28 protein-coding genes are annotated in these 25,951 nt (G+C 64.7%); 12 read left to right on the top strand and 16 right to left on the bottom strand.

Annotation, left to right across the window (positions count from 1 at the left end; all coding sequences use genetic code 11):
* Positions 1 to 533: 533 nt before the first annotated feature.
* Both odc2 and LB565_RS12040 read left to right on the top strand, forming a co-directional pair.
* Positions 534 to 1,667 carry an ornithine/lysine decarboxylase gene (gene odc2 / locus LB565_RS12045; RefSeq protein WP_224584114.1) on the top strand — a complete coding sequence of 378 codons (1,134 nt, stop codon included), beginning with the start codon at positions 534 to 536 and terminating at the stop codon, positions 1,665 to 1,667.
* 277 nt (positions 1,668 to 1,944) lie between these two features.
* Positions 1,945 to 2,508, top strand: a complete 564-nt coding sequence (locus LB565_RS12040; protein WP_411970641.1) for a GNAT family N-acetyltransferase — start codon at positions 1,945 to 1,947, stop codon at positions 2,506 to 2,508.
* A 119-nt stretch (positions 2,509 to 2,627) separates the two neighbouring features.
* Here the strand turns inward: LB565_RS12040 and LB565_RS12035 are convergent, their stop codons facing one another.
* The 8 genes from LB565_RS12035 to flhA form a co-directional block, all read right to left on the bottom strand.
* Complete coding sequence (locus tag LB565_RS12035) at positions 2,628 to 2,912, bottom strand: SCP2 sterol-binding domain-containing protein (RefSeq protein WP_224514514.1); 285 nt, start codon at positions 2,910 to 2,912, stop codon at positions 2,628 to 2,630.
* Positions 2,913 to 3,107: 195 nt separating this feature from the next.
* On the bottom strand, positions 3,108 to 3,638 hold the full coding sequence (locus tag LB565_RS12030; RefSeq protein WP_224584113.1) for a hypothetical protein: 531 nt from the start codon (positions 3,636 to 3,638) through the stop codon (positions 3,108 to 3,110).
* A 31-nt stretch (positions 3,639 to 3,669) separates the two neighbouring features.
* Entirely contained in the window at positions 3,670 to 4,089 is a 420-nt protein-coding gene (locus LB565_RS12025; protein ID WP_224584112.1) for a hypothetical protein, read from the bottom strand.
* Between the two features lie 8 nt (positions 4,090 to 4,097).
* Positions 4,098 to 4,667 (bottom strand): rod-binding protein, encoded by a 570-nt coding sequence (locus LB565_RS12020; RefSeq protein ID WP_224584110.1) that lies wholly within the window; start codon positions 4,665 to 4,667, stop codon positions 4,098 to 4,100.
* A 156-nt stretch (positions 4,668 to 4,823) separates the two neighbouring features.
* Entirely contained in the window at positions 4,824 to 6,350 is a 1,527-nt protein-coding gene (locus LB565_RS12015; RefSeq protein ID WP_224584108.1) for an FAD-dependent oxidoreductase, read from the bottom strand.
* Between the two features lie 176 nt (positions 6,351 to 6,526).
* Complete coding sequence (locus LB565_RS12010; protein ID WP_224584106.1) at positions 6,527 to 6,910, bottom strand: hypothetical protein; 384 nt, start codon at positions 6,908 to 6,910, stop codon at positions 6,527 to 6,529.
* A gap of 2 nt (positions 6,911 to 6,912) precedes the next feature.
* Positions 6,913 to 7,665, bottom strand: coding sequence for a flagellar biosynthetic protein FliR (fliR, locus tag LB565_RS12005; RefSeq protein WP_140746540.1), 753 nt, complete (start codon positions 7,663 to 7,665; stop codon positions 6,913 to 6,915).
* Positions 7,662 to 9,749 carry a flagellar biosynthesis protein FlhA gene (gene flhA / locus LB565_RS12000; protein WP_224584094.1) on the bottom strand — a complete coding sequence of 696 codons (2,088 nt, stop codon included), beginning with the start codon at positions 9,747 to 9,749 and terminating at the stop codon, positions 7,662 to 7,664. Before flhA ends, fliR begins: the two co-directional genes overlap by 4 nt.
* Positions 9,750 to 9,871: 122 nt before the next feature.
* Here flhA and LB565_RS11995 point away from each other — a divergent pair, with 122 nt between their 5' ends.
* Positions 9,872 to 10,171 carry a putative quinol monooxygenase gene (locus tag LB565_RS11995; RefSeq protein WP_224584093.1) on the top strand — a complete coding sequence of 100 codons (300 nt, stop codon included), beginning with the start codon at positions 9,872 to 9,874 and terminating at the stop codon, positions 10,169 to 10,171.
* Between the two features lie 13 nt (positions 10,172 to 10,184).
* Here the strand turns inward: LB565_RS11995 and LB565_RS11990 are convergent, their stop codons facing one another.
* Positions 10,185 to 10,658: a MarR family winged helix-turn-helix transcriptional regulator gene (locus tag LB565_RS11990; RefSeq protein WP_224584091.1), complete on the bottom strand. Its 474-nt coding sequence runs from the start codon at positions 10,656 to 10,658 to the stop codon at positions 10,185 to 10,187.
* A gap of 62 nt (positions 10,659 to 10,720) precedes the next feature.
* Between LB565_RS11990 and LB565_RS11985 the strand changes: the two genes are divergently transcribed.
* From LB565_RS11985 to LB565_RS11945, 9 genes are all read left to right on the top strand, one after another.
* Entirely contained in the window at positions 10,721 to 11,449 is a 729-nt protein-coding gene (locus LB565_RS11985) for an NAD-dependent epimerase/dehydratase family protein (RefSeq protein WP_224584089.1), read from the top strand.
* A gap of 230 nt (positions 11,450 to 11,679) precedes the next feature.
* Entirely contained in the window at positions 11,680 to 13,461 is a 1,782-nt protein-coding gene (locus LB565_RS11980; RefSeq protein WP_224584087.1) for a chloride channel protein, read from the top strand.
* A 119-nt stretch (positions 13,462 to 13,580) separates the two neighbouring features.
* On the top strand, positions 13,581 to 14,249 hold the full coding sequence (locus LB565_RS11975; RefSeq protein ID WP_224584086.1) for a helix-turn-helix domain-containing protein: 669 nt from the start codon (positions 13,581 to 13,583) through the stop codon (positions 14,247 to 14,249).
* 38 nt (positions 14,250 to 14,287) lie between these two features.
* On the top strand, positions 14,288 to 15,361 hold the full coding sequence (locus LB565_RS11970) for an extracellular solute-binding protein (RefSeq protein WP_224584084.1): 1,074 nt from the start codon (positions 14,288 to 14,290) through the stop codon (positions 15,359 to 15,361).
* Between the two features lie 22 nt (positions 15,362 to 15,383).
* Positions 15,384 to 16,253, top strand: coding sequence for an ABC transporter permease (locus tag LB565_RS11965; RefSeq protein WP_224584083.1), 870 nt, complete (start codon positions 15,384 to 15,386; stop codon positions 16,251 to 16,253).
* Positions 16,253 to 17,050 carry an ABC transporter permease gene (locus LB565_RS11960; RefSeq protein ID WP_224584077.1) on the top strand — a complete coding sequence of 266 codons (798 nt, stop codon included), beginning with the start codon at positions 16,253 to 16,255 and terminating at the stop codon, positions 17,048 to 17,050. The genes LB565_RS11965 and LB565_RS11960 overlap by 1 nt, the downstream gene beginning before the upstream one ends.
* Positions 17,047 to 18,159: an ABC transporter ATP-binding protein gene (locus LB565_RS11955; protein ID WP_224584075.1), complete on the top strand. Its 1,113-nt coding sequence runs from the start codon at positions 17,047 to 17,049 to the stop codon at positions 18,157 to 18,159. Before LB565_RS11960 ends, LB565_RS11955 begins: the two co-directional genes overlap by 4 nt.
* Before the next feature lie 79 nt (positions 18,160 to 18,238).
* On the top strand, positions 18,239 to 19,624 hold the full coding sequence (locus LB565_RS11950) for an NAD(P)/FAD-dependent oxidoreductase (protein ID WP_224584065.1): 1,386 nt from the start codon (positions 18,239 to 18,241) through the stop codon (positions 19,622 to 19,624).
* A gap of 2 nt (positions 19,625 to 19,626) precedes the next feature.
* A complete protein-coding gene (locus LB565_RS11945; RefSeq protein ID WP_224584063.1) occupies positions 19,627 to 19,995 on the top strand; it encodes a cupin domain-containing protein in 369 nt (122 codons plus the stop codon).
* 56 nt (positions 19,996 to 20,051) lie between these two features.
* Here the strand turns inward: LB565_RS11945 and LB565_RS11940 are convergent, their stop codons facing one another.
* The 7 genes from LB565_RS11940 to flgK all read right to left on the bottom strand — a co-directional run bounded on the left by LB565_RS11940 (position 20,052) and on the right by flgK (position 25,938).
* On the bottom strand, positions 20,052 to 21,695 hold the full coding sequence (locus LB565_RS11940; protein WP_224584061.1) for an MFS transporter: 1,644 nt from the start codon (positions 21,693 to 21,695) through the stop codon (positions 20,052 to 20,054).
* Positions 21,696 to 21,921: 226 nt separating this feature from the next.
* Positions 21,922 to 22,188, bottom strand: a complete 267-nt coding sequence (gene fliQ, locus LB565_RS11935; RefSeq protein ID WP_040989996.1) for a flagellar biosynthesis protein FliQ — start codon at positions 22,186 to 22,188, stop codon at positions 21,922 to 21,924.
* A 23-nt stretch (positions 22,189 to 22,211) separates the two neighbouring features.
* Positions 22,212 to 22,619, bottom strand: coding sequence for a flagellar hook assembly protein FlgD (gene flgD / locus LB565_RS11930; RefSeq protein WP_140632323.1), 408 nt, complete (start codon positions 22,617 to 22,619; stop codon positions 22,212 to 22,214).
* Between the two features lies 1 nt (position 22,620).
* Complete coding sequence (flbT, locus tag LB565_RS11925; protein ID WP_224584059.1) at positions 22,621 to 23,058, bottom strand: flagellar biosynthesis repressor FlbT; 438 nt, start codon at positions 23,056 to 23,058, stop codon at positions 22,621 to 22,623.
* On the bottom strand, positions 23,055 to 23,402 hold the full coding sequence (flaF, locus tag LB565_RS11920; protein ID WP_140746484.1) for a flagellar biosynthesis regulator FlaF: 348 nt from the start codon (positions 23,400 to 23,402) through the stop codon (positions 23,055 to 23,057). The genes flbT and flaF overlap by 4 nt, the downstream gene beginning before the upstream one ends.
* A 31-nt stretch (positions 23,403 to 23,433) precedes the next feature.
* Complete coding sequence (locus tag LB565_RS11915) at positions 23,434 to 24,483, bottom strand: flagellar hook-associated family protein (RefSeq protein ID WP_224584057.1); 1,050 nt, start codon at positions 24,481 to 24,483, stop codon at positions 23,434 to 23,436.
* Between the two features lie 3 nt (positions 24,484 to 24,486).
* Positions 24,487 to 25,938 (bottom strand): flagellar hook-associated protein FlgK, encoded by a 1,452-nt coding sequence (flgK, locus tag LB565_RS11910; RefSeq protein WP_224584055.1) that lies wholly within the window; start codon positions 25,936 to 25,938, stop codon positions 24,487 to 24,489.
* Between the last annotated feature and the right edge of the window lie 13 nt (positions 25,939 to 25,951).

Genomic DNA, 25,951 nt, shown 5'->3' with positions numbered 1-25,951 from the left:
TCCGGATACGGTGCGATCAACATTGTTCGGTGCCAGAAATTTTACAACCTTGGCTTACGATTTTTATTGATTGTGAAACCCTTCGCTCTTATATCGCGCTTGCCCAAAGTCGCACGTGCCTGTGGGTGTCCGCCGATCCTCGAATGGTGAGGGCAATCGGTAAGGTAACTGGAGCCAACCCCTCCAGTCGGTCAGTGGCCAACCACAAGACCGAGGACACCTTGAAGCAACGACGGTGCGGGCCTTTCTGGTTCTCTTCCGGTTGTCCAAAGACCGGGGTTACTAAAGAGGCACACCTTCATTGCCGGCAGTGCGGACGGGGTCTCCCATCCAAGCCAAGGCAGACAAAGCGAACCGAGGCCGGGCAAGGCCAAGGTTCACCGCCGCGAGATGGCATTTCATGGTTCCGGGGTCTCCACCGGCTGGTCCCATGGATTTTCCGTCCCGCCTTTGTCCACCGCGAGTTCGCGAGGCTGAGCGCCCGCGTTCCGTAGCCTTTGTGCGCGCCGAAAGGCGCCAATGGAGAGACCTCGATGGCCACTCAGCGCATCCTTGATTTCCTCGCCACCCGACGTCCGAACGGCCCTTGCCTCGTCGTCGACCTCGATGTCGTGCGCGACAATTTCCGCGCCTTCGAGAAGGCATTGCCCGATTCCAGGATCTACTATGCGGTGAAAGCAAACCCGGCGCCGGAAATCCTGCGCCTGCTTGCTGCGATGGGCTCGTCCTTCGACACCGCGTCGGTCGCCGAGGTCGAGATGGCGATGGATGCCGGCGCGCCGGCCAACCGCATTTCCTTCGGCAACACCATCAAGAAGGAGCGTGACATCGCACGCGCCTACCAGCTCGGCATTCGCCTTTTCGCCGTCGACTGCGTCGAGGAGGTCGAGAAGATCGCGCGTGCCGCTCCCGGCTCGCGCGTGTTCTGCCGCGTGCTGACCGACGGCGAAGGCGCCGAGTGGCCTCTGTCGCGCAAGTTCGGCTGCGTGCCGGCGATGGCCGTCGACGTGCTGCGCCATGCCAAGGGCCTCGGCCTCGACGCTTATGGCGTGTCGTTCCATGTCGGCTCGCAGCAGACCGACCTGTCGGCCTGGGATCGGGCGCTGGGCGACGCCAAGACGGTGTTCGCGACGCTCGCCGAGGAAGGCATCGTCTTGAAGATGGTCAATATGGGCGGCGGCTTCCCGACCCGTTACCTGAAGGACGTGCCGGCGGCGCAGGCCTACGGCCAGGCAATCTTCTCGGCGCTGCGCAAGCATTTCGGCAACGCGCTGCCCGAGACGATCATCGAGCCGGGCCGCGGCATGGTCGGCAATGCCGGCGTCATCAAGTCGGAGGTCGTGCTGATCTCGAAGAAGGCCGACAACGACAACGTACGCTGGGTGTTCCTCGACATCGGCAAGTTCGGCGGTCTCGCCGAGACCATGGACGAGGCGATCCGCTATCCGATCGTCACCCGGCATGACGGCTCGGAGACCGCACCTTGCGTGCTCGCCGGCCCGACCTGCGATTCGGCCGACGTGATGTACGAGAAGACGCCTTATCCGTTGCCCTTGTCGCTGACCATTGGCGACGAGGTGCTGATCGAAGGCACCGGAGCCTACACGACCACCTATTCGGCGGTCGCCTTCAACGGCCTCGAGCCTCTCCGATCCTACGTGATCTGAGCGGTTCGCAAGAACCGCTCAGATCGACCGGGTGGGTGCCTGTCATCCGCCCGGGCTCGCTTGTGGAACAGATCTCCGCTCGTGAAGGATCGCGGACATGGACATTGCAGATTTCATCGTAGAGGGCGCAGCACGCCGGGTAATCTCCCCCCTTGAGGGGGAGATGGCCGCGCAGCGGCCAGAGGGGCTCGTCTCACATAGATCGCCGGCGGCGTCTCTTGTCGTTGAGGGCATCGGCGCTTCACGCGCGGCGACCCCCTCTGTCGCCTTCGGCGACATCTCCCCCTCAAGGGGGGAGATTGCGCGCGCCTTTGCGATCGTCGGCGAACGCGTGGGCGACGCCGCGGCGCGCGAAGCGCTGCTTGACCGCGCCATGGGGCCGAAGCGCAAGAAGAAGTCGTCGGAGAAGCTGCGGCGCGGCCGCCGGCCTTCGGAAGGCCTGGCCTTTGTCGCCCGCGATGCCTCGGGTGCGGTCGTCGGCACGGTGCGGCTGTGGGATGTGAGGTTGGGCGAGGGCGGTCCGGCGGCGCTGCTGCTCGGCCCGCTCGCGGTCGAGCCGGGTTTGAAGTGTGGCGGCATCGGCTCGGCGCTGATGCGGCATGCGACCGTCGAGGCCGCGCGGCTGGGCCATGGCGCGATCCTGCTCGTCGGTGATGCGCCGTATTATGGACGCTTCGGCTTCTCGGCCGACCGCACCGGGGCGCTTGCCATGCCCGGCCCCTATGAGCGGCACCGGCTTCTGGCGCTGGAGCTGAAGGAAGGCGCGCTGGACGGCGCCAAAGGCACGATCAAGGCCGCCGGCCGCAAGATCAAGGGACAGGCGCCGGGCTTCGTCGCCTGAAGCCTTTGTTTTCACGCAATTCCGGACGGAAAACCGCTACGCACTTTTCCTGGAATTGCTTTAGGTTCGACAAAACAGCAACGCCGCCCATCGGGCGGCGTTGCTGTTTTTGCGAAGGATCAGCCGAGCAGCTGGCTGAGCGCCATGGCGACCGTCATGTCACCCTCGACCTTGAGCTTGCCGGCCATGAAGGCCATGGTCGGGTTGAGGTCGCCTGCGATCAGCGATTCCAGATCGTCGAGCGACAGCTTCACGGTGCAGTCGGTCGGCGCATCGGTGGTCGAGACGGTTGCGCCGTCGATGACGATGACGCCGTCGCTGCCGGTGTCGAACTTGACCGAATGCTCGAAGCCCGCGCTTGCCACACGCGACCTGATCTTGTCGGCAATCTCCTGAACGCCCATGGCGGTTCTCCTCGTTGGTTGCGTTGACGCGCACCGGCGCTTGGCCGCTGGGCGAGGTAGGCGCGCCGCGCCTATGCGGTCGCCTGTCACCGGCGCATATAGCTTCGAGTTGACGTAAACGTCAACGCGGTCACCATGCGTCATATCGCTTAGGGGAACTGGCCATGTCTATCGCCGCCGGACGCGGCCAGGCAGTCAATGCTCCGGCGCTGCCTGGAAAGGCTTGGTCATCGCCGCCGCGGTGTCGCCGGCATTCTTGCGGCGGCGAAGCGCGTTGTCGCGGATATCGTCCTTGGAGAGGAAGTTGACCTGATCGATCAGCACCTCGTGCACCAGCTCGACGCCGACGCGGGCGTTGATGGTGTCGCGGATCGACTTGCGGAAAGCGTCGAGATCGATCGATTCCTTCTTGGTGAAATCGATCTGCGGGTTGGAATAAAGATAGGAATAGACCTGATCGGTCATCAGCGCCTGCGCCGGGACCGACAGCTTCTTTATCTGTTCCGGCTCGACCGTGTAGACAAGCTTGGTGAGGAAATAGCCGTCGATCGTGCCGTCGCGCAGCAGCGGCACCGAGATCATGTCGGTCTTGACGTAGTCGAGGCCGCCCAGCATCGGCTTCGGCGGTTCGGCCGCGCCGCGCTGGCCGGCCGCCTGGAAGGAATAGAAAACCGCGCCGAGCGTCACGGCGCAAATCCACAACGCAGCGGCGATGAATTTTATCACCGGGTCTGTCCTTGCGCCTCGGTCATTTTTGTCAGGCCCGTGCCATGCCGAACTCGCCGGCCGAATAGGTGCCGTCGGTATCGGCGCGCTGGATGGCGTTCCTCAACAGCGTGGCGACCTCGTTGACGGCGTTGAGATGGGCAAGGATCGCCGCCTCGTTCTTCGCCAGCTTCTGGCGCAGCCGCAGCAGACCTTCGCGATGCTGCTCGAGGAACTCGATCTCGTTGGCGCCCTTCAGGGCACGGTTCAGCTCGTAGAGATACCGGCTTTTGCGCGCGTTCGAGGCCCTGAGGTCATAGGCCGTTCCGCTGCGGATGCCGGCGGTCTCCTCGTCCACGACTTCCTCGATGCGGCCGATGATGGCGGCGAGATTGCCGGGTCGTGCGGCGGCAGATGCCTCCATCGTGTTGGTGCGTGCGGGAAGGTTGGAAAGGTCCGTTTGGTCGGCCATGTAGGTCCCTAGATCTTGATGTCCGTTTTTATGGTTGTTTCGTCGCCGGTCATCGACCGTGCGGCTTTGCGCTCAAGCTCCTCGATCATCGAGGTCGAAAGCCGGGTCTGCTGGTCAAGCTCGGCTTTCTGCGGTCCGCCGGTAACAGGACCGACCGGCACCTTGCGCTTGCCGTCGAGATAGTGGTCGGCGAGCATCGATCGGGCGATGCCGATGCCGCCATGGGCGGCCATGACATCGGCCACCTTTTCGGCGAGCTGCGACTTCCACATGTCGCCGGCCAGGCCTTTGCCGTAAACGCCCTCGGTGTCCTTGGGCATCATGTTCTGGATGAAGGTCGTCAGCACCATCGCCTCGAAGCGCTGGAACTTCTTCGCCGGATTGGCGGCTTCCGCCTTGTCAGCCGTTGCGCGTGAGAGAATGGAGCCGGCATCGACCGCCGCGGAGGGATCGACAGAGAATGGCGCCGAGGCGCCATTCGCCCTTTTCGCGAGCGCCGCGCGCGCAGCCTCGACATCGGCCGGCTCCGCTGCGCGGGCAACGTCCATGACGATGTCGCTGGGTGGGGAAATGGCCAAGAAAGCTCTGCCTTTTGCCGGTTTTGTCAGTTGCACAATGACCGAAGAAGCTTGTGGCAGGCTTGCGGTGATCGGATCGTGCGTTCGCCACGCGCACAGTCACGGATCTCTGCCCCCGGCTCTCACCAGGAATTCGACAATTTGGATATCGCGCCGTTAAGCCATGGAGACTTCCCAGGCCAGCGCTTGCACGTCACGACCTATGGCGGCGACAGCGACAATCCTGCCGCCCTTCTTGTAGCCGACCAGGCAATTGCGATCAGCAATGCTGCCGTCGATCTCGATCACGTCCCATGACCGGGCGTAGCCCACATAACGGATCGATACGTCGTAATGCTCGCTCCAGAAGAACGGAACGCTCGAGAAGGGCTGCCGAAGGTCAAGCATGTTTTGCGCCGCGATCTGCCCTTGGCGTTGCGCCACGACCCAATGCTCGACGCGCCGCGATTCAGCCGAGTTCAAATCAAACCACTGAGCGACGTCGCCGGCAGCGAATATGCCAGCCACATTCGTCTCGAGGAATTCGTTCACGAGCACACCCCGGTCAACGGCGATGCCTGCGTCGGCGGCCAGCGAGATGCGCGGCTTCACGCCAGCGCCAACGACGACAAGATCGGCGTCGATCGCGCTGCCGTCGCTCAACGCAACGGCCTGGGAGGTTATCCTTTCGGCAGTGGCGCCCAGATGGAAAACGACGCCGTGCTCTTCGTGCAGCGAGCGGATGAATGTGCCGAGTTCCGGTCCAAGAACAGATCCGAGCGGATAGTCTTCCGGCGCGACAATATGGACCGCGAGGCCGCGCTTGCGAAGGGCGGCCGCGACTTCCAGGCCGATGAACCCTGCGCCAAGCAAGACCGCCGTCTTCGAGCCCTGGGCGTGCTCGACGACGGCGCGACTGTCGGCCAACGACCGCAATGTGAAGACGTGATCACCATCGGCGCCGGCAACCGGCAGGCGCACCGGCTCCGCTCCGGTCGCCAGCAGAAGGCGGTCGAAGGGAAAAACGCGCCCGTCGTCCGCAATCACCGCCCGTCCGCCGACGTCGATGCGCCCGACCGTTGTTCGCAACTGGAGATCGATCTTGTTGCGGGCGTAGAATTTGGGGCCGCGCAGCGGGATCCATGATTCTGGCGCGGTCCCGGCAAGATAATCCTTGGAGAGGTTGGGGCGGTCATAAGGTGCGTCGTCATCCGAGCTAAGCATAGTGATTTCGCCTGCGAACCGGCGGCGGCGCAGCATTTCAGCTGCCGCGAACCCGGCAGCACCACCGCCAACAATGACGATGCGCTCCTGTTTGCCAACCGCTTCGGGCTGTGACGACGGTGCGGCCTCCCCGTCCGCCGGAACCTGTCCGGTCACGACGATAAGATCGCCTCGGCGCCCAACACTCCACCGCTGCAGCGGGTTGAATGCTGGCGCGGCGAGTGCCTCGCCGGAACGGAGATTGAAGCAGGCGTGGTGCCAGGGGCATCGAACGGTGTCATCGACCAGGATCCCTTCGGCCAGCGGCCCACCGTAGTGAGTGCATTTGCCTGCAACCGCCAGCACCTCTTCCCCGACACGTGCCAGAAGCACAGGCTCGTCGCCAACATGCCCTGCAAGCAGCTCCCTGTCGCCAAATGCAGCAATCGGCACTCCGACCGTCAAGTCGGGACCCATATCCGAATTTTTCTGCGTGGCCATGGTGGCTCTCCCTTCGGGGCATTTGCCGACGATCCATCAGTGCGATGTCGGACCCGGAATTGACGCCGCGCCAGCCCAAAGGTTCCTGAGATTGATGACCGGCGCAATCCTTGTCGAATAGCCGCGCATAATGATCGCAGACATCGGCATCGAATGGGAAGCGGGAATTCTGGACGCTACCGGTCCCGCTGCTTCTGCATGATCAAATCGAGGCGCTCGCGGTCGGAGCGTTCGCGCTCGTCGCGGCGGCGCTCGTCCTTGTAGGCGCGTTCGACCATGTTGGTGCGCGCCGTCGCGGTGGCGATCAGCGATACTTCCTGGCGGGCATTCTCGAGGTTCCGTTCCTGACGGCCGAGCGCGTCGGTAATGCGGCGATGATAGATTTCCGGAAAGAGGGAACCCAGCGAGCTGTCGGTGTCGAAGCGCTCGATCAGCTCCCTGGCCTCCGCTTCGGCCTTGACGGCGGCGGCGAGGAAGCCGGCATGGCGGGTCTCGTGCAGCGCCTTCAACTGCTCCTGCACCTTGACCAGTTTCTTCAGGCGGTCTTTGCGCGCGGTCATGGCTATCTTGCCAGCGTGAGGTCGACGAAGCCGTCGACGAACAGCGACAGCAGCGTGCCGACGGCGAAATAGAAGATGATCATGCCGCCGGCGATGACAAAGGGCAGCGAGATGAAATAGACCGGAATCTGCGGCGTCAGCTTGTTGACGAAGCCGATCGTCAGATTGACCAGGATGGCATAGGCGACGAACGGGCTACCGAGGCGGATGACCAGGAAGAAGGCATCCGATACCGTGTCGGTGACGTCGACCAGGGCGGCCTGCGGATTGAAGAACACGTTGACCGGAGCGACCTGATAGGAGGCGACGAGCGCCTTGACGATCTCGTGGTCGAAGTCGAAGACGAAGAGCAGAAGCAGCGCCGAGAACGAGATGATGGCGGCAAGGGCCGCTTGCGGTTCCGGTTCCTCGATCGCAGGCCCGCCAGAGCCGCCATAGCCGATCATCATGGCGATGGCCGAGCCCATGAAGCGCAGCGCCTCCATATAGAGCCTGGTCATGGCGCCGATCAGGCCGCCGACCAGGAGCTCGGAGACGATCATCGGCGCCAGGATCTGCGGGCGCGGATCGACAAACGGATAGATGCGGTCCCACAGGAAAGCGAGCAGGCCGCCGGTCGCCGCCACCGAGACGAAGAGTCGGATCTGGATCGGCACGCGGGCGCTGGACAGGCCCGGCATCAGCATGAAGCAGGCGCCGATACGGCAGAAGGCGAGGAAGGCGGCGATGACGACGCCTTGCGAGAGCGCGTTCACGAGATGGTCCCGAGCACCTTGATCTCGACGCCCTTGGCGATCTCGACATGGCTGAGAACGGGAAGCGTCGTGAACAGCCGCTCGATGATCATGCGCACATAGGGACGGGCGTCGGGCGCGGTGACGAGCACGAAGCGCTCGCCGGCCTCGAGATGCTTGCGGATCGCCTTGGTGGCGTCCTGGCCGAATTCCTCGAGCTGGCGCGGATCGATGTCGAACTCGCGCACTTCGCCCTTGGCATCGCGCTTGAGGCTCTGGTGGAAGGCGAGGTCCCAGCGGTTGCCGAGGCGCAGCACCTTGAGCGTGCCGCCTTCGGAGAGGTCGCCGCAGATCTGCTGCGCCATGCGGATGCGCACATGCTCGACGATCTGCTCGGTGCGGCGCACATGCGGCGCGATCTCGGCGATGGCCTCGATGATCAGATGCAGGTTGCGGATCGAGACGCGCTCGGCGAGCAGCAGCTTCAGCACGGCCTGCAGGCCGGGATAGGAAATGTGCGAGGTGCAGATCTCGTCGGCGAGCTTGCGGTATTCCGGATCGAGCCGTTCCAGGAGCGCCTTCATGTCCTTGTAGGACAGGAGCTGCGGCAGGTTGTTGCGGATGACCTCGGAGAGATGCGTCAGCAGCACCGACATGTTGTCGGCGAAGGTGAAGTTCTCGCGCTTCAGGTCCTCGGCGAAGGTTTCGAGCACCGAATAGGCGCGCATGCCGAAGGCCGGCTCGCGGATCTCCTCACCGGGGATTTCCGGCACGCCGCGCGTGCCGAGCAGCACCATGATCTCGCCGACGCGCATCTGGTATTCGGCGACTACCGTGCCGTGCACCTTGATCTGGTAGCTTTTAGGCGGGATGGCGAAGTCGTCGGCGACGCGCACCTCCGGCACCACGAAGCCGTATTGCTGGGCGAATTTCTTGCGCATCTTCGACATGCGGAACACCAGTTCCTGATGCGCCACCATCAGCCTTGTCGAAAGCTGCTTGCCGATCAGAAGCTCGATCTCGGCGGTGACCAGCGAGGCTTTGACCGAGTTCTTCTCCTCCTCGACCTTGTTCGCCTTTTCCTGCGTCTTCAGGGCTTCCGCAGCGGCGCGTTCGCGGCTCTGGCGCAGCGGGATGATGTAGCCGAGGCCGGCCATGCCGCCGGCGAGCGCGAAGAAGGGGAACAGCGGCAGGCCCGGCATCAGGCCGAGGATGACGAGCAGCGAGGCGGCGACGTAGAGGGCGCGCGGATGCGCGCCGAGCTGGCCGAACACCGCCTGGTTGGTCGAGCCGCGCGTGCCGCCCTTGGAGACCAGCATGCCGGCGGCGAGCGAAACGATGAGGGCGGGGATCTGGGTGACGAGGCCATCGCCGACCGACAGCTTGATGAAGACGTCGGCCGCCTGGCCGAGGCCCATGCCGTGGCGCAGATAGCCGATGGCGATGCCGCCGACGATGTTGATGGCGGTGATGATCAGGCCGGCGATGGCGTCGCCGCGGACGAATTTCGAGGCGCCGTCCATCGAGCCGAAGAAGGAGGATTCCTCTTCCAACTCGCGGCGGCGCAACTGCGCCGTCTTGTCGTCGATCATGCCGGCGGAAAGGTCGGCGTCGATCGACATCTGCTTGCCGGGGATGGCGTCCAGGGTGAAGCGCGCGCCGACTTCGGCGATACGGGTCGCGCCCTTGGTGATGACGATGAAGTTCACCACGATCAGGATCATGAAAACGATGAGGCCGATAACGAAGTCGCTCGACATCACCAGCTTGGAGAAGCCGGAGATGACGTAGCCGGCCGCATGCGTGCCCTCATTGCCGTGCGACAGGATCATGCGCGTGGTGGCGATGTTGAGCGAGAGCCTGAGCATCGTTGCGATCAGCAGCACGGTCGGGAAGGACGAGAAGTCGAGCGGACGCTGGATCCACAGCGCCACCATCAAGATCAGCACCGAAAGCGCGATCGAGAAAGCGAGGCCGATATCGATGAGGAAGGCGGGGATCGGCAGGAACAGCACCGCCAAGATGATGACGATGCCGAGCGCGAAGAAAACGTCGCGCCCGTTCTTGGCTACCGCGCCAGGCACAAGTGTTTCGCTGATTGCCATATCGTCCCCAAATCCAGAACCGCCACGTAGAGGGCAGGCCCTCGACCGTAGCCCTCCAAGCTTGCGCGAAAGTGGGAGAATGGCTACGGCACCTCGTCCCCGCTTGGCGAAAGGAAAGTCACATGCTCCTGATCATCGGCACCGTTCGGTTGCCGCCCGGCAAGCTGGAACAGGCAAAGCCTGTGATGCAACGCATGATCCTGGCAAGCCGCGCCGAGCCGGGCTGCCTCGGCTATTCCTACGCGCAGGATGTGCTGGATGCCGGCCTCATCCACGTCTCGGAGGCCTGGAGCGACCGCGGCGCGCTCGAAGCGCATTTCAAGTCGGCGCATATCGCGGAATGGCGCGCGAGCTGGGCGGAACTTGGCATCGGCGACCGCAAGCTCTCGCTCTTCGAGACGGACGGCGGCGCGCCGACCTGATCGTCTGAGCTATTTACGGCTGTGCCGCGTCCGCGGTCGCGACGGCGACCAGCCAGCGCCGTACGGCGCGTTCCTCCTCGGCGGAGAAGCCGGCGGTCAACTCGCCTTCGAGCTTGTAGACGCGTTCCCGGCATTTTTTCAACAAGGCACGGCCGCTGTCCGAGAGGTCGAGATGCTGGATGCGGCCATGGACGGCATGCGGCCGGCGGATAAGCGAGCCGGCCCTTTCCAGATTGCCGACAATCACGCTCGCCGTCTGCGGCGTCAGCACCGCGAGCCGGGCCAGGTCGGCATTGGATAGGCCGGGATAGGCCGAGATCATGGTGAGGGCCGCGAACTGCGCCTGCGTCACGCCGAATTCATCCAGCGCCCGCTCCACCTTCAGGCGATAGGCGCCGGCCGCCTGGCGCAGCAGATAGCCCAGATAGCCTTGCTCGCCGCGCTTGCCTTCACCGGCGGACGGAATGGATGGATTCCCCTTGCCCATGATATCAGAGCTCTTATATGTTGTTCGTACTCTGATATTATCGCAGCAAGGAGCGAAAGACGATGGGCCATCGCATTTTTCTCGCGGGCGCTGCGGGCGCGATCGGTCGCCGGCTGGTGCCACAGCTGGTGGCGGCCGGTCATCAGGTGACGGCGACGACGCGCCAGATGGCAAAAACGGAAGACCTGCGCAGGCTTGGCGCCGATCCGGCAGTGGTCGACGTGTTCGATGCCAACGCACTGTGCGCCGCGGTCGTGGCAGCGAAACCGGAGATCGTCATCCATCAGCTCACAGACCTGCCGCCCGGGCTAGATCCCTCCAAAATGGCTGAAGCAACCATACGCAACGCTCGCATTCGCGACGAGGGAACGCGTAACCTCGTCGAGGCGGCGAAGGCGGCTAATGCGAAGCGGCTGATCGCGCAGAGCATCGCCTGGGTCTATGCGCCGGGCGCAGAGCCGCATGCGGAGACCGATCCGCTGGACAGCGGCGCCGAGGGCACACGAGCCGTCAGCGTCGGCGGCGTCATTGCGCTGGAGAAGCATGTGCTCGGCGCCTCGCCGATCACCGGCATCGTGCTGCGCTACGGCCACCTCTACGGGCCAGGCACCGGCGCGGAAAGCGCCGCGGAGCCGGCCGTCCATGTCGACGCTGCCGCTTATGCGGCACTGCTTGCCGTCGAGCGGGGCGTAAAGGGCGCCTTCAATGTCGCGGAGCCGAACGGTCACATCATGACCGACAAGGCCGTCAGCGAGCTCGGCTGGCGGGATGGCTTTCGCCTGGCCGAATGAAGGAGGTTGCCGTCATGACCGCAGCTTCCCGAAGCCTGGCGCTGCTCGCTGAACATTCCAGTCCCTGACTAAGTCTATCTCCTTGGTTGCGGCGACTAGCCTTTCGTAACGCTAATTGGCGCAACGCCAAAATGGCGCCACATGCGGTCGGCATTGCGATTGCCACGTAAAGCCGCCGCGCGTATCAGGCTCGGCAGCTGTTTTCTTTCGCATACCGGCGAGCCGTTCCGTTGCCTGCCAGAAACGACCCACAAGTCTACGCCCGTCGGCTTCGCGCGGTGCTGATCAGTTCGATTCCCGTGCTCGAGGCACGCGGCATCGTGATCGTGCTGATGGCCGGCGTGGTCGGCGTCATCGCAGGCGCGGTGGTCACCGGCATGAGCGCGCTGGTGCAGGGCATGCATTGGCTGCTGTTCGACGTGCAGCCGGGCGGCCGGCTTTCGGCGATGTTCTCGCTTGCCGACCCGGTGCAGGCGATGTTCCCGGCGATCGGCGGCCTGCTGCTCGGGCTTTCCGTCATCTGGCTTAGAAAGCGCAAGTTCCGCACGCCGGTCGACCCGATCGAGGCCAACGCGCTCTATGGCGGCCGCATGTCGCTCACCGACACGTTCATCATCGTGGCGCAGACGATGATCTCCAGCGGCTTCGGCGCCTCGGTCGGATTGGAAGCCGGCTACACGCAGATCGGCTCCGGCATTGCTTCCCGACTTGCCCGCGCCTTCCACCTGCGCCGCAATGACGTGCGCATCCTGGTCGGCTGCGGCGCGGCCGGTGCGATCGCCGCCGCCTTTGACGCGCCGCTCACGGGCGCCTTCTACGGTTTCGAGCTGGTGATCGGCATCTACTCCGTCGCCAATGTGGCGCCAGTGATGACGGCGGCAATCTCGGCCTCGCTGACGGCGGAAGTCTTCGGCGGCGTGCCGTTCCCGCTGGAACTGTCGGGTTTGCCGAATTTGACCGCCGGCGAATATGTGCCGTTCCTGCTTCTGGGACTGCTTGGCGGGGCAGCCTCGATCGCCATCATGCATCTGGTGAGCATCGTCGAGCGCCTCTTCGTGCGGTTGTCGGTCGACGCGTCGATCAGGCCTTTCATCGGCGGCATCTTCGTCGGCCTGCTCGGGCTGGTCACGCCGCAGGTGCTCTCCAGCGGCCATGGCGCGCTGCACCGCGAGTTCGCCATGAACTACGCGCTGCCGGTGGTGGCGAGCGTCTTCGTGATGAAGCTGGCGGCCTCGGCCATCTCGCTTGGCTCCGGCTTCCGCGGCGGCCTGTTCTTCGCCTCGCTGTTCCTGGGCGCTTTGCTCGGCAAGGTCTTTGCCGGCGTCATGGCGCTGACCGCGCCGTCGGCCGGTATCGACCCCGCGGTCGCCGCCGTCGTCGGCATGACCTCGCTTGCGGTCGGCGTCGTCGGCGGTCCACTGACCATGACGTTCCTGGCGCTGGAATCGACTCGCGACCTGACGCTCACCGGCGTCGTGCTGGCGGCCTCGATCATGTCGGCGATCCTGGTGCGCGAGACCTTCGGCTACTCCTTCTCGACCTGGCGTTTCCACCTGCGCGGCGAGACGATCCGCAGCGCGCACGACGTCGGTTGGATGCGCAGCCTCACCGTCGGCTCGATGATGCGCAAGGATGTCCGCACCATCCCTGCCTCGACCACGCTTGCCGAATTCCGCAAGGAGGTGCCGCTCGGCTCGGGGCAGCGCGTCATCGCCGTCGAGCAGGCAGACCAATATGTCGGCATGCTGCTGGTGCCGGAACTGCACAGCGATCGCTCCGACGGCGATATGCCGGTGAGCGCGCTGGCCCACTTCAAGGATGCGGTGTTGGTGCCTTCGATGAACGTCCAGACCGCGGCCGAGACCTTCCAGCGCACCGGGGCCGAAGAGCTGGCGGTGGTCGAGGACTTCGACGAGCGCATCGTGCTTGGCCTGCTCACCGAAAGCCATCTGATGCGCCGTTATGCCGAAGAGCTCGACAAGGCGCGCCGCGATCTGTCGGGCGAGGGCTAGCCCTCTCTTTCCACTGAAGCCCCGGCGCGGCGGCCGCGAGGATGCGGCCCGACCGCGCAACCCTGCCTCTTGCCATCTGTACAGTGGCACTGTACAAGATGTTCAGTGGAGGAACATGAATGCCCAAGGCATCTGGCAATGGTCAGGCGCAGGCGGCAAACGCGGCCGGTGCGGCCGCAACGCTTGCCCATCAGGCTCTGGGGATGCGCCTCAAGAGCCTTCGCCTTGCTCGCCGCCTGTCCTTGCGCGACCTCGCGGAGGCGACCGGAACCAGCGCCAGCTTCATCAGCCAGCTCGAACGCGGCCTGACCGGCGCCAGCACGGCATCGCTCAATCAGATCGCTTCCGCGCTGGGGGTCAGCGTCGCGCTGCTGTTCGCGGAAAGCGCGGCTCAAAATCACCACGGCGTGCTCAGGCGCAGCGAGCGGCCAAGCCTGCCGCCCAGCGACGGCTGCCGCAAGATGCTCTTGTCTCGGCCGCCGCTCAGCGACATGGAAGTCTATGTCGGCGAGTTCGAGATCGGCGGCTCGACCGGCTCCGACCAATACACGCATGGCGATGCGCATGAGATGCTGATCGTGCTGCGCGGCATTGTCGAGGTGTCGCTCGGCGAGGCGCGCCATGTCCTCGAAGAGGGCGACAGCGTCGAATACACAACGTCCACCCCGCATCGCACGGAGAACATCGGCAGCGGCCGGGCCGAAGTGATGTGGATCATCGCGCCGCCGACCTCGGCGCGCGCCGAGCTCGATCAATACACGACCTGGAAACCGCCCGCCGCCAGGTAACCGACCAAAACGCGGGCATGAATGGGAGAGTCATCGTTATGCTGAAACCGAGATATGGCATCGGCGCCGTCCTGGCGCTTGGCGTTCTGACCGGCGCGGCCTTCGCGCAGGACAAGCCCGTGGCGGGCGGGGTGAAGGAAGGCTCGCTCGAAGGCAAAACCCTGACCTTCGTCTCCTATGGCGGCATCTACCAGGACGGTCAGACGGCGGCGCTGAAGGAGTTCGTCGACAAGTCCGGCGTCAAGCTGCTCAATGACGGCCCGACCGAGATCGCCAAGCTGCAGGCGCAGGTCGAATCCGGCAATGTCACCTGGGACGTCGTCGATACCGACGACCTGCCGCCCTACGTCTATTGCGGCAAGCTGTTCCAGAAGCTCGATCTGACGAAGCTCGACGTGTCGAAAATCCCGGAAGGCCAAGTTGGCGAATGCTCGGTGCCGGCGATGAATTACGGCGTCGTGCTGATGTACAACAAGGAGAAGTACAAGGATAATCCGCCCAAGAGCTGGGCCGACTTCTTCGACACCGAAAAGTTCCCGGGCGTGCGCGGGATCGACGGCTCCGGCAGCCCGACCGGCGGCCTGCTCGAACAAGCCTTCAAATATGCGGGCGGCGACCCGAGGTCGATGACGGTGGCCGATATCGACAAGGCCATCGATGTGGTCCGCAAGCTCGGCCCCGACACCATCTTCTGGAAGACGGGCGCTGAATCGCAGCAGCTCGCCGAATCCGGCGAGGCCGACATGCTGATGATGTGGACCGGCCGCGCCATGACCGCGGTCAAGAACGGCGCGAAATACGCGCCGGCATGGCAGGATTGGCTGGTGGTGATGGACCAGATGACGATCCCGGTCGGCGTCAAGGACACGGATGCCGCTTACGCGCTGCTCAACGCCTATCTCGGCAAGAACGCGCAGGAGATCCTGACCGAGAAGACCTCCTACACGCCGATCAACAGCGAGGCGCAGCCCAAGGTCGACGCTTCCGTCGCCGCCTTCCTGACCAACACGCCGGAGCGCCAGAAGCAGGGCTATAAGCAGAACTTCAAGTTCTGGGTGCCGAACTTCGCCGTGGCGCAGGAGAAGTGGTCCGCGCTGATGGCCGGCAACTGACCGGCTGAGAGAGGCGAAGTCCGTGAGCGCGCTCGAACCGACGACGCCCTCCGCCCTGCAACGGGCGGGCTGGGCATGGCGGTCTTACGCGCTCACGCTGCCGGCGCTCCTCCTGCTGGTGGCCGTGATCGGCTACCCGCTGCTGACCATCGTGCTGCGCAGCCTGTCTGAGCCGCAATGGGGCCTGCAGAACTACGCCTGGTTCTTCGGCGCGCCCGTCAACCTGACGGTGCTTCAGCGCACCTTCACCATCTCGGCCTGGGTGACTGTGGTGTGCGTGCTCTGCGCTTACCCTTACGCCTATCTGATGACCGCGGTCGGGCCGCGCGTGCGGCTCGTCCTGGTGCTTTGCGTCTTGATCCCGTTCTGGGTGAGCGGCGTGGTGCGCACGCTCTCCTGGGTGATCCTGCTGCAGGATTCCGGCGTCATCAATTCGCTGCTGAGATCAGCCGGCTTCGACGGCGTCCGGCTGATCCGCACCCAGACCGGCGTGGTGATCGGCATGGCGCAGGTGCTGCTGCCCTTCATGATCCTGCCGCTCTATTCGGTGATGAAGGGCATCGACCTAAGGCTGGTGCAAGCGGCGCGAAGCCTGGGCGCGCGGCCGTCGCGCGCCTTCTTCACGGTCTACCTGCCGCTGTCGCTGCCGGGCGTCTATGCCGGCGCGATCATCGTCTTCATCCTGGCGCTGGGCTTCTATATCACGCCGGCGCTGCTTGGCGGACCGCGCTCCACCATGCTGTCGACGCTGGTGCAGACGCAGGTGCTCAGCCTGCTGCAATGGGGGCGCGGCGGCGCCATGGGTGTGGTGCTCCTGATCGCGACTTTCGTGCTGCTCGCATTGGCGGCACCGGTGATGCGGTCCAGATATCGCGACGCGGGGCGACGCTGATGGAGATGAAGCCGCTCACCCGCCTCATCCTCGGCCTCGTCTGCCTGCTGGTGGCGATCTGGCTTGTGGCGCCGACGCTGGTCGTCGTGCCGATGTCGTTCAACGAGAACAAGTCGCTTGCCTTTCCGCCGCAGGGCTTTTCCTGGCAGTGGTACCAGAACTTCGCCACCAATCCGGAATGGTCGACCAGCTTTCTCAACTCGCTCAAGGTCGCTTCGCTGGTGGCGGTGCTGGCGACGGTGCTCGGCACGCTGGCCGCCTTCGGTCTCGACCGCATGAAGGCGCGTCCGGCCAATCTCTTGCGCATGCTGATGCTGACGCCGATGGTCGTGCCGGGCGTGGTTCTGGCCATCGGCATCTATGCCGTGTATCTCGATGCGCAGCTCGTCGGCACGCTGACCGGCTTCGTGCTCGCGCATACCATCCTTGCGCTGCCCTTCGTGCTGATCGCGGTCTCGGCCAATCTCGAAGTGTTCGACCGGCGGCTGGAGACGGCGGCGGCAAGCCTCGGCGCCGGCGCGCTGACCACGTTCCGCACGGTGACGCTGCCGCTGATCCTGCCCGGCATCCTGTCGGGCCTGCTGTTCGCCTTCGCTACCTCCTTCGACGAGATCGTGGTGTCGCTGTTCATCACCAACCCTTACCTCAAGACGCTGCCGGTGCAGATATTTTCCTCGATCACGCGCGACGCCGATCCGACGGTCGCGGCCGTCGGCACCATCCTTTTGTTCGCCACCACGATCCTGATCGGCGGCGGCATGCTTCTCCTTGGCCGCGAGCGGAAGGGACGCCTATGAACCCGAGAGCGGAGAATCGCGGCGCCGCGATCGACCTCGATACGGTCAGCAAGGCCTATGGCTCCTTCAAGGCGCTGGACGGCGTCTCGCTCAGGATCGAGCCCGGCGAGTTCATGACGCTGCTCGGACCGAGCGGCTCGGGAAAGACGACGACGCTGAACGTGATTGCCGGCTTTACCGACGTGACCAGCGGCAGCCTGCTGGTCGGGGGAAAGAGTGTCGTCGGCGTGCCCGCGCACAAGCGCAATATCGGCGTCGTCTTCCAGCATTACGCGCTGTTTCCGCATATGACGGTCGGCCGCAATGTCGCCTACCCGCTGACATTGCGCGGCATCAAGCAGGACGAGCGCAAGAAGCGCGTCGCAAGAGCGCTCGACATGGTCAAGATGGGCGACTTCGCGCATCGCTATCCGAGCGAGTTGTCGGGTGGCCAGCAGCAGCGCGTCGCGCTGGCACGCGCCATCGTCTTCGATCCGCCGCTGCTTCTGATGGACGAGCCGCTCGGCGCGCTCGACAAGAAGCTGCGCGAATGGCTGCAGCTCGAGATCAAGCGCATCCATCGCGAGCTCGGCACCACCTTCGTCTATGTCACGCACGACCAGGAGGAGGCCCTGGTGCTGTCGGATCGCATCGCCGTCTTCAATCGCGGGCGCATCGAGCAGGTCGGCACCGGCCGCCAGCTCTATGACGAACCGGCGACTTTGTTCGTTGGCCGCTTCATCGGCGATTCCACCGTGCTGCGCGGCGAGGTTAAGAGCGACGGCACAAGCACGGCGCTGACCATCGCCGGCGAGACGGTCAGCGCGCCGCGTCGCCTCGCGGGCGAAGCCCATCCGGTGATGCTGCTGCGGCCGGAAAAAGTTGCCATCCGTCGACCGGGCCAGGATGCCGCCGGCACGAACCGGCTGTCGGGAACGATTGCCGAGGCGATCTATCTCGGCTCGGGGTCGAAATATGAAGTGAAGCTCGGCGACGGCTCGACCGCGATCGTGCGTTCGCCGCTCGCCGGCGAGAGTTTCGGCCTCGGCGAAAAGGTCGAGCTGTGCTTCGACGGCGCCGATGCGAAACTCCTGCCCGACGACAGCACGGCCGACACCACGCTCACCTGATCACCTCTTTGTTTAACGCAATTCCCGGACGGAAACCGTTTCACACTTTTCCTGGAATTGCTTTGGCGGAAACCATCGCATGCAAGTCAAGCGCAATGGCGACATCTCGTTCTGGTATACGGATCTGGGTCACATCCCCGCGCCACGTCCGTCTTTGCCGGGCGAGATCGAGGCGGATGTCGCGATCGTGGGTGCCGGCTATACCGGGTTGTGGACGGCCTACTATCTGAAGAAGGCGAAGCCATCGCTGCGCATCGTGCTCATCGAACGCGAGTTCGCCGGCTTCGGCGCTTCGGGGCGCAATGGCGGCTGGCTGTCGGGCGGCTTCGGCTGGTCGCGCGAGAAGTATCTGAAGACCTCGACCCGGCAAGGCGTCACCGCCATGCAGAAGGCGATGGCCGGCTGCGTCGACGAGGTGATCCGGGTGGCGACGGAAGAGGGCATCGATGCGGACATCCGCCGCGTCGACAATCTGACGGTCGCCACCAACCCGGCGCAGCTGGAGCGCGTGCGCGAGGAATGCGAGACGATCCGCTCCTGGGATGCCGATCCCGAACGCATCGAGCTGCTCGACGCCGACGCCACGCGAGCGCGCATCAACATCCGGAACGTCATGGGCGGCTTCGTCATCCACGGCCAGGCGCGCGTGCAGCCGGCCAAGCTGGTGCGCGGGCTCGCGGCAGCCGCCGAGCGTCTCGGTGTGTCCATCTACGAGAAGACGACGGTCACCGCGATCGCCAAGGGCGTTGTGACCACAGATCGCGGCACCGTGCGGGCCGAAACCATCATCCGCGCCACCGAAGGGTTCACCGCCGGCATTCCTGGCGAGGAGCGGACGTGGCTCGCGCTCAACAGCGCGCAGATCGTCACCGAGCCGCTGTCGGAAGAGCTCTGGCGCAAGATCGGCTGGGAGGGACACGAGCTGCTCGGCAACGCCGCGCATGCCTATTGCTATGCCCAGCGCACGCGCGAGGGGCGCATCACCATGGGTGGACGCGGCGTGCCCTACCGCTACGGATCGCGCACCGACGTCAACGGCCAGACGCAGCAGGCGAGCATCGACCAGCTGCACACGATCCTGACGACGCTCCTGCCGCAGACGGCTGGGTGCCGCATCGACCATGCCTGGTGCGGCGTGCTCGGCGTGCCGCGCGACTGGTGCACCACGGTCGGGCTCGACTCCAAAACGCGCATCGGCTGGGCCGGCGGCTATGTCGGGCTCGGCGTGTCGAGCTCCAATCTGTCGGGGCGCACGCTCACCGATCTCGTGCTCGGCCAGGATACCGAGTTGACGCGGCTGCCCTGGGTCAACCGCAAGGTGCGGCCCTGGGAGCCGGAGCCGTTACGCTGGCTGGGCGTCCATTCGATGTACCAGCTCTACCGCATCGCCGATAACCGCGAGGCTGCGGGGCTCGCGCATACCTCGAAGCTTGCCGCCCTGGCGGACAGCCTCACCGGTCATTGATCATGGAGACCAGCTTGATCGATCCTTCGACTTTCCACGACCTCGCCAAGGCCGACATCGGCGCCTTTTCACCGAAGCCGACCTCGATCGAAGGGGATCAGCTGGAGGCCGCGCGATCCTTCTTCCAGTCGCCGGACGGGAGCGTCGACATCGGCATCTGGGAATGCACCCCCGGCCGCTTCACCGCCGATCGCACGAACTCGTCGGAGATCTGCCACATCATCTCCGGCCGCGTCGAGGTGAGCCGCGCCGATGGCGAGATGCGTGAGCTGGGACCGGGAGACCTTCTCGTCCTGCCGCAAGGGTGGAAGGGCGAATGGCGCATCCACGAGACCACGCGCAAGCTCTACATGATCCAGAGTGCCGGCTGATCCTTGATCTTCGGCGCATGTCGTTTGCCCCGAAGCATGCTTCGCATGACGCGCGATCAGTGATCGATCGGGCCTTTCGGCGAGACAAGCGTCGTGCCCGCAGTGGTTGGACGCTCGATCATGCGGCGCACGCGCGGCGGGCTGTCGCCGCTGTGCAGCGCGCGGATGCGTTCGCCGACCACGGCGTCGGCGTGGGTGGCGCGCCGGTTGTGGCGGATATACTCGACCCAGGTCGGCGTGTGGTAGTGCTCGATCCACACCGACGGATTTTCGAGGTCGCGGGCCAAAGTCCAGTTGCGGGCGCCATCACGGCGGCGGATGCGGCCGCGCTCGGCCATGGTCGCCAGGAATTCCGGCACGTCCTGCTCGCGGATGATGTATTCGATCATGATGGCGATCGGGCCGCTGCGCGGCTTGAGGTCGAGCGCCAGCATCGGTTCCTTGAAGCGGTTGAGCGGATCGAGGTTGAGCACCGTCTGCCGCGGCAAGGGCAGGACCAGGCCGATGGCGCCGCCGGCGAGCATCGCGATCGCCGCCGCGGTCAGCGCGATTTCCGCGCCATGCGCGTCGGCGACGACGCCCCAGATCCAGCTGCCCAGCGCGATGCCGCCGAACGTCGCCGTCTGATAGATCGACAGCACGCGGCCGACCACCCAGCGCGGCGTCGACATCTGCACCGTGACGTTGAAATGCGAGAGCGCGATCACCCAGCAGGCGCCGCCGATGAGCAGGCCCGCCGATGTCTGCCAGGCATTGTGGCTGACGGCGGCGTTGAGGGCGCAGAGCGCGAAGCCGCAAAAGGCCATGCGTACCATCGTCTCGCTCGACAGCAACTGCCTGAGCCGCACGCTGATCAGCGCGCCGCCGACCGCGCCGATGCCGAAGGCGCCAAGCATGATGCCGTAGGTCAGCGCGTCGCCCTTGACCACGTCGCGCGCCACCAGCGGAAGAAGCGCCAGCACCGCGCCGGCGCTGAAGCCGAAGGCAGAACCGCGGACCAGCACCTTGGCGATGTTGGGCGACATGGCGACATAGCGCAGGCCGGCGCCCATCGCGGCGCCGAGCGACTCGCGCGGCAGGGTTTGCTCGGGCAGCGCCGGCTTCCAGCGGGCAAGCACAGCGATCAGGCCGATATAGCTGACGGCGTTGGCGGCGAAGGCGGCCGCGGCACCCGCGGCGGCGACGATGACGCCGCCGATGGCCGGGCCGACGCTGCGGGTGATGTTGAAGCCCAGCGAATTGAGCGCGACCGCCGCCGGGACCTTGGCGCGCGGCACCATGTCGCCGACCGAGGCCTGCCATGACGGGCTGTTTAGCGCCGTGCCGCTGTCGATCAGGAAGGTGAAGGCAAGCAGTGTCCAGGGCGTCATCCAGCCTCGCCAGGTGAACAAGGTTAGCAGCGCCGAGACGACCAGCATGAAGGTTTGCGCCACAAGCATCACCTTGCGGCGGTTGAAGCTGTCGGCGATGGCGCCGGCAACGAGCGCGAACAACATGATCGGCAAGGTGGTCGAGGCCTGGACCAGCGCCACCTGGTAGGGCGAGGTGGCGATCGTGGTCATCATCCAGGCGGCGCCGACGCCCTGGATCAGGCCGCCGAAATTCGACACAAGGCTGGCTGACCACACGGCGCGGAAGATGCCGTGCCGGAACGGCGCCAGCGCGGAGACGCGTTCGCTTTCCGGCTCGTCGTCGATCATGATTGCGCCTTCGTCCGCTATGCAGGCTCGCCGCGCCCGAAGCGGCGGGCGACTCGCCAAAGAGTGCGACCCAACAACAGGATGGCAAAGGCAAAAATGCGTCGGCGAAGCTTTAAACCAAGCATCTCGCCGGTCTGGACCAAGATTTCGCTAATTCGCGCCTTCAACCTCGGCTAAGCCTATCTCTCGCTGCTCACGCAAAGCCCGAGTGCATGCCGACAAGGCGTCAGAAGCCGTGTTCGATGCGCTCGAAGATGACGTTGGTGAAAGCCGAGATCTGGCTGCCTATGAACGGGCCGGTGAGCGCCACCACAAGCATGATGGCGACGATCTTCGGCACGAAGGTCAGCGTGATTTCCTGGATCTGGGTCAGCGCCTGGATGAGCGCGATGCCGATGCCGACCACCATCGCCACGAGCACCACGGGGGCGGAAGCGGTGAGAACCGTCCACACCGCATACTGGACGATATCGAGGGCATCTGCCTCGTTCATCGGCTGTCCCTTATGCGAACCGGCTAGGCAGCCGGCTTGATCGACACGCCGGCGCCGACCGGAACCTGGGTGCCATCCTGCAGCACCGCGATCAAGCCGCTGCTGGAGAGCGTCACCGAAGCCACCGTGCCGGTGGTCTTGCCGTCGGCCGACGTGATCGAGCGGCCGATCAGCGCGTCGGCTTGCGATAATGCTGAGGACTGCATGATCTGGTCAAGCTTGGTGTTGGTCTGCACCGATTGCTCGACCTGGGAGAAGGTTGCGAGCTGGGCGACATATTGCGTGGAATCCATCGGCTTGGTCGGATCCTGGTTCTTCATCTCGGCGATCAGGAGCTTCAGGAATGACTGGTAATCCACCGCCGTCTTTGAGGTCTTCTGGCTGGCCTGATTGGCGCCAACCGGGATCGTTGTCGTCATGTCGACGGCCATCTTATGCTCCTACAGCCAGCGCGCGCGGCGTTTCGGGAATGTCGTCATTGCTTTCGAGCGCCTTGCGCTCGAGCGGATAGAGCGCGCGGATCGCCTTCAGCGCCTCATAGATCTCATCCTCGCCGACCATGCGGTCGATCTGCTTCAGGCTGTTGCAGATGTCCTGGTTGTCGAAGCTCGCGATCAGCATCGGCAGAGAGCGGCGGAACATGTCGCGCGCCTCCGCGGCGCCCACCGGGTTGATCAGCATGATCTGCACGATGAAATAAAGCTGCCTGAGCGGCGTCGAGGCTTGGTCGGCCTGGATGACGTGGCTTTCGAGCAGGAACTGCACGTCGTTCATCAGCTCGATGGTGACCTTGCGGTCGACGCGGATGACCGCGCCGTTGATGTAGATCTTCTCGTTGGGCTTCAGCGAGATCTTCAGCGTGTTGGTCATTGGATGCCGTCTCGGATGATCTGGGAGACCTCGATCAATCCTTCGAAATTGTTGGTGCGGCCCTGGCGGATGTCCTCGGTCTCGCGCAGCAGCCAAAGGCCGATGGAGATCAGGTTGGCGCGCAGCTCCTTGGGCAGGGCGTTGTCGCTGGAGCCGAGATCCTCGACGAAGGCGGTCCAGACGCGGTTGGTGAAGTGCAGCGCCTCGACCGCTTCCATCGAATCCGTGCCGACGGCGGCTGCCGCTGCCAGCATGTCGATCGAACGGGTGAGCAGCTGCCGCTCCCGATCCTTGGCATCGGCGACGGAGTCGGTCTGGATGTCGGCGTAGGAGAATTGATACATCGTCGGCGCTCTGGCGTTCCGGTTTACGTGTTCAAGTCAGATAGTTGAGCAGGCTGAGCTGCTGCAGACGCGCGGTCAGGGCGAAGGACGTCTCGATATGCTGCGTCAGGTCGGCGACGCGGGTCGCGGCCTCCGCGGGATCGACGCCCTCGAGATCGACGATATGCTTCTCGAAGAGGTCGACCTGGGTCTTCATGCGGTCGCTGGCATCGGACACGCGCTGCTGGGCAATGCCTGTCTGAGCCCGTATCTGGGTGATGCCGCCGATGGCTTCGCCGACCAGCGCCTGCGCGCGGCTGACGACGGCGTTCCGGGCGGCATCGCTGATGCTGCCGGTAAGCAGGCTGCTGACCATGGCGGACGCCATGGCGAGCTTGCGGATGCCCTGCTCGTTGGCGCTGACCGAGGTCTGGGTGGTCTCGTTGAGCGAGATGCGGCTGGTGATCTGCTCGTCGGTGGCGCTCGACCAGTTGGCCTGCCAACCGGCGCCCAGGAATTGCGGCTCGACCTTGGTGGTGATGAAGTCGTCCATCTGCGCGGCAGTGATGTTGGCTGCCGCCGGGTCGGTCTGGGCAAAGCCGAAATAGCTTGAGAAGGCCGCATCGAAGGCTGCCTTGGCCGGCGAGCCGGCGGCGTTGAAATCGTCGATCGGCTTGACGTCGGTGTTGGTGCCGGCAAACAGATATTCGCCGTTTACGCTGGTGTTGAGGATGCCCGTCATCTGCTGCAGCGCCGAGGCGCCGGCGGTCTGCAGGATGCTGGTCGAGGAGTCGCCCGACACGCCGCTGGTCAGCGCCGACAGGAAGCTCTGCGCGGCACCTGCGATCTGGCCGAGCGAATCCTGGGTCGATGTCAGGCGCGCTGTGACGAGCGCGTTGGAATCGACGATGCCGTTCAGCCGGTCGAGGTCGCGCTGGAAGGTGACGGCCTGGGTCGTGCGGCTGCCCAGCGCCAGGCCGACATCGGCGACCGAACCGGTCTGCGATTCCTTGGTTGCCTTTATGAGGTCGGCCTGCATCTTCGCTTGCTGGTAACGCAGCGCGTTGGAGATGGCAGCAGAGGAAACGCCTGTCGCTTTCATGAATTATCCCACCGCGCTCATCAGGGCGTCCAGCATGTCGCTCACGGTCTTCATCATATGCGCCGAGGCCTGATAGGTATGCTCGAGGTCGAGTAACAGGGACATTTCCTGGTCGACATTGACCCCGGTATCGTTGGACAGCGCCTCGGCCGTGCGCGCCGCCAGCGCCTGCTTGCTGTCGGCATTGGTCGAGGCCTGCTGGCGCACGCCTTCGAACCAGCCGATGGCATTGGCCGCGTAGTCGGAGACGCCGGAGCTGACGGCGATGCCGGCGGAGCTGTCAAAGGCCATTGGCTGATCGAGCCTGTTGCCGTAGCTGATCAGAAGGTCCGCATAGGATGCGCCGCCGGTGTTGACGACGTAGGCCGCGCCGTTGGCGCCGCCGTCGCGCAACAGCGCGGGATTGCCGCCGGCGCTCGGATCGAAGGCGGCGTTGACGCTGATCGTGCCGGCGAGGCCGTCGACCAGGGTGCCGGCGGCCGGAATCGCCGGAGCGCCGGGCCAGGTGAACAGGCCGGCCGCATTGGGCTGCGATGGCGCGGTTTCGGCAAATGCCGTGACAAGGCCGCGCGCGATTTCGTCGAGCTGGCTCTGCATGGTCGAGGCCACGCCGTCGCGCAGCTTCAGAAGGCCCGCAAGCTTGCCGTCGGCAGTGATGTTGTCGGCAGTGCCAGCCGAGACCGGCACATTGTCGATGTAGACCGTGTTGCCAGGTGTGCCTGCCGAGTAGCCGGCCGACGGCGTGAAGGTCACCGAGCGCGGTACGGTCTCGAACAGCGTCGCGCCGTCCTTGGTGGTGATGACCATGTCGTTGTCGCCGCGCGTGAAGGTCGAGACCGGGACGTATTCCGATATCTTCTTCAGGAGCGCGTCGCGCTGGTCGAGCGCGTCGGAGACGTCGGTGCCGGAACGGGTGCCCGAGATGACGGCCTTGTTGGCGTCCTGGAACTGGCTGAGCAGCGAATTGAGATCGTTGACGGCGGTGGCGATCTGGCTGTCCGCCTGGGTGCGGAAATCCTGGATCGCCTGGGTGCCGCTGTTCAGCGAACTCACCACTTGCTTTGCGGCGTCGACGACGCTGGTGCCGAGGTTCTGGTTCGAGGGCGTGGTGGCGTAGAGCTGCAGGGCTTTCTGCAGGTTGGCGATCGCGGTGGAGGGGGACGACGCATTGTCGACCCCGTTGACCGACAGATCGAGTTGATCCATGCCGTTGTAGAGCGCGCTCTGGCCGCTCCATGCCGACAGCGCCGAGAGGTTCTGGCGGAACAGGAGATCATTGGCGACACGCTGGATTTCCACCGCCCTGGCGCCGGGCGCCGTGCTGGTCACCACGGCGATGCGGCGAGTGTAGTCCGGGTTCGACGCATCGGCCACATTGCGCGATACGACGCTGGTCTGCTTGGACGTGGCCAGAAGCGCCGATTGGGCAATGCTTAGTGCGGAGGAAAGCGACATGCTGATCTTTCAC

This window comes from Mesorhizobium sp. CA14, from assembly GCF_020165195.1.
Classification (GTDB): Bacteria; Pseudomonadota; Alphaproteobacteria; order Rhizobiales; family Rhizobiaceae; genus Mesorhizobium.
Note: the sequence above shows the minus strand (reverse complement) of the source record. Positions and strands in the feature narration are given on the sequence as shown.

Coding starts and splice junctions, on each gene's coding strand:
- odc2 (WP_224584114.1), top strand. CDS start 534: ATGGCCACTCAGCGCATCCTTGATTTCCTCGCCACCCGACGTCCGAAC.
- LB565_RS12035 (WP_224514514.1), bottom strand. CDS start 2,912: ATGGGCGTTCAGGAGATTGCCGACAAGATCAGGTCGCGTGTGGCAAGC.
- LB565_RS12025 (WP_224584112.1), bottom strand. CDS start 4,089: ATGGCCGACCAAACGGACCTTTCCAACCTTCCCGCACGCACCAACACG.
- LB565_RS12015 (WP_224584108.1), bottom strand. CDS start 6,350: ATGGCCACGCAGAAAAATTCGGATATGGGTCCCGACTTGACGGTCGGA.
- LB565_RS12010 (WP_224584106.1), bottom strand. CDS start 6,910: ATGACCGCGCGCAAAGACCGCCTGAAGAAACTGGTCAAGGTGCAGGAG.
- flhA (WP_224584094.1), bottom strand. CDS start 9,749: ATGGCAATCAGCGAAACACTTGTGCCTGGCGCGGTAGCCAAGAACGGG.
- LB565_RS11995 (WP_224584093.1), top strand. CDS start 9,872: ATGCTCCTGATCATCGGCACCGTTCGGTTGCCGCCCGGCAAGCTGGAA.
- LB565_RS11990 (WP_224584091.1), bottom strand. CDS start 10,658: ATGGGCAAGGGGAATCCATCCATTCCGTCCGCCGGTGAAGGCAAGCGC.
- LB565_RS11985 (WP_224584089.1), top strand. CDS start 10,721: ATGGGCCATCGCATTTTTCTCGCGGGCGCTGCGGGCGCGATCGGTCGC.
- LB565_RS11975 (WP_224584086.1), top strand. CDS start 13,581: ATGCCCAAGGCATCTGGCAATGGTCAGGCGCAGGCGGCAAACGCGGCC.
- LB565_RS11970 (WP_224584084.1), top strand. CDS start 14,288: ATGCTGAAACCGAGATATGGCATCGGCGCCGTCCTGGCGCTTGGCGTT.
- LB565_RS11960 (WP_224584077.1), top strand. CDS start 16,253: ATGGAGATGAAGCCGCTCACCCGCCTCATCCTCGGCCTCGTCTGCCTG.
- LB565_RS11955 (WP_224584075.1), top strand. CDS start 17,047: ATGAACCCGAGAGCGGAGAATCGCGGCGCCGCGATCGACCTCGATACG.
- LB565_RS11950 (WP_224584065.1), top strand. CDS start 18,239: ATGCAAGTCAAGCGCAATGGCGACATCTCGTTCTGGTATACGGATCTG.
- LB565_RS11945 (WP_224584063.1), top strand. CDS start 19,627: ATGGAGACCAGCTTGATCGATCCTTCGACTTTCCACGACCTCGCCAAG.
- LB565_RS11940 (WP_224584061.1), bottom strand. CDS start 21,695: ATGATCGACGACGAGCCGGAAAGCGAACGCGTCTCCGCGCTGGCGCCG.
- fliQ (WP_040989996.1), bottom strand. CDS start 22,188: ATGAACGAGGCAGATGCCCTCGATATCGTCCAGTATGCGGTGTGGACG.
- flgD (WP_140632323.1), bottom strand. CDS start 22,619: ATGGCCGTCGACATGACGACAACGATCCCGGTTGGCGCCAATCAGGCC.
- flbT (WP_224584059.1), bottom strand. CDS start 23,058: ATGACCAACACGCTGAAGATCTCGCTGAAGCCCAACGAGAAGATCTAC.
- flaF (WP_140746484.1), bottom strand. CDS start 23,402: ATGTATCAATTCTCCTACGCCGACATCCAGACCGACTCCGTCGCCGAT.
- LB565_RS11915 (WP_224584057.1), bottom strand. CDS start 24,483: ATGAAAGCGACAGGCGTTTCCTCTGCTGCCATCTCCAACGCGCTGCGT.
- flgK (WP_224584055.1), bottom strand. CDS start 25,938: ATGTCGCTTTCCTCCGCACTAAGCATTGCCCAATCGGCGCTTCTGGCC.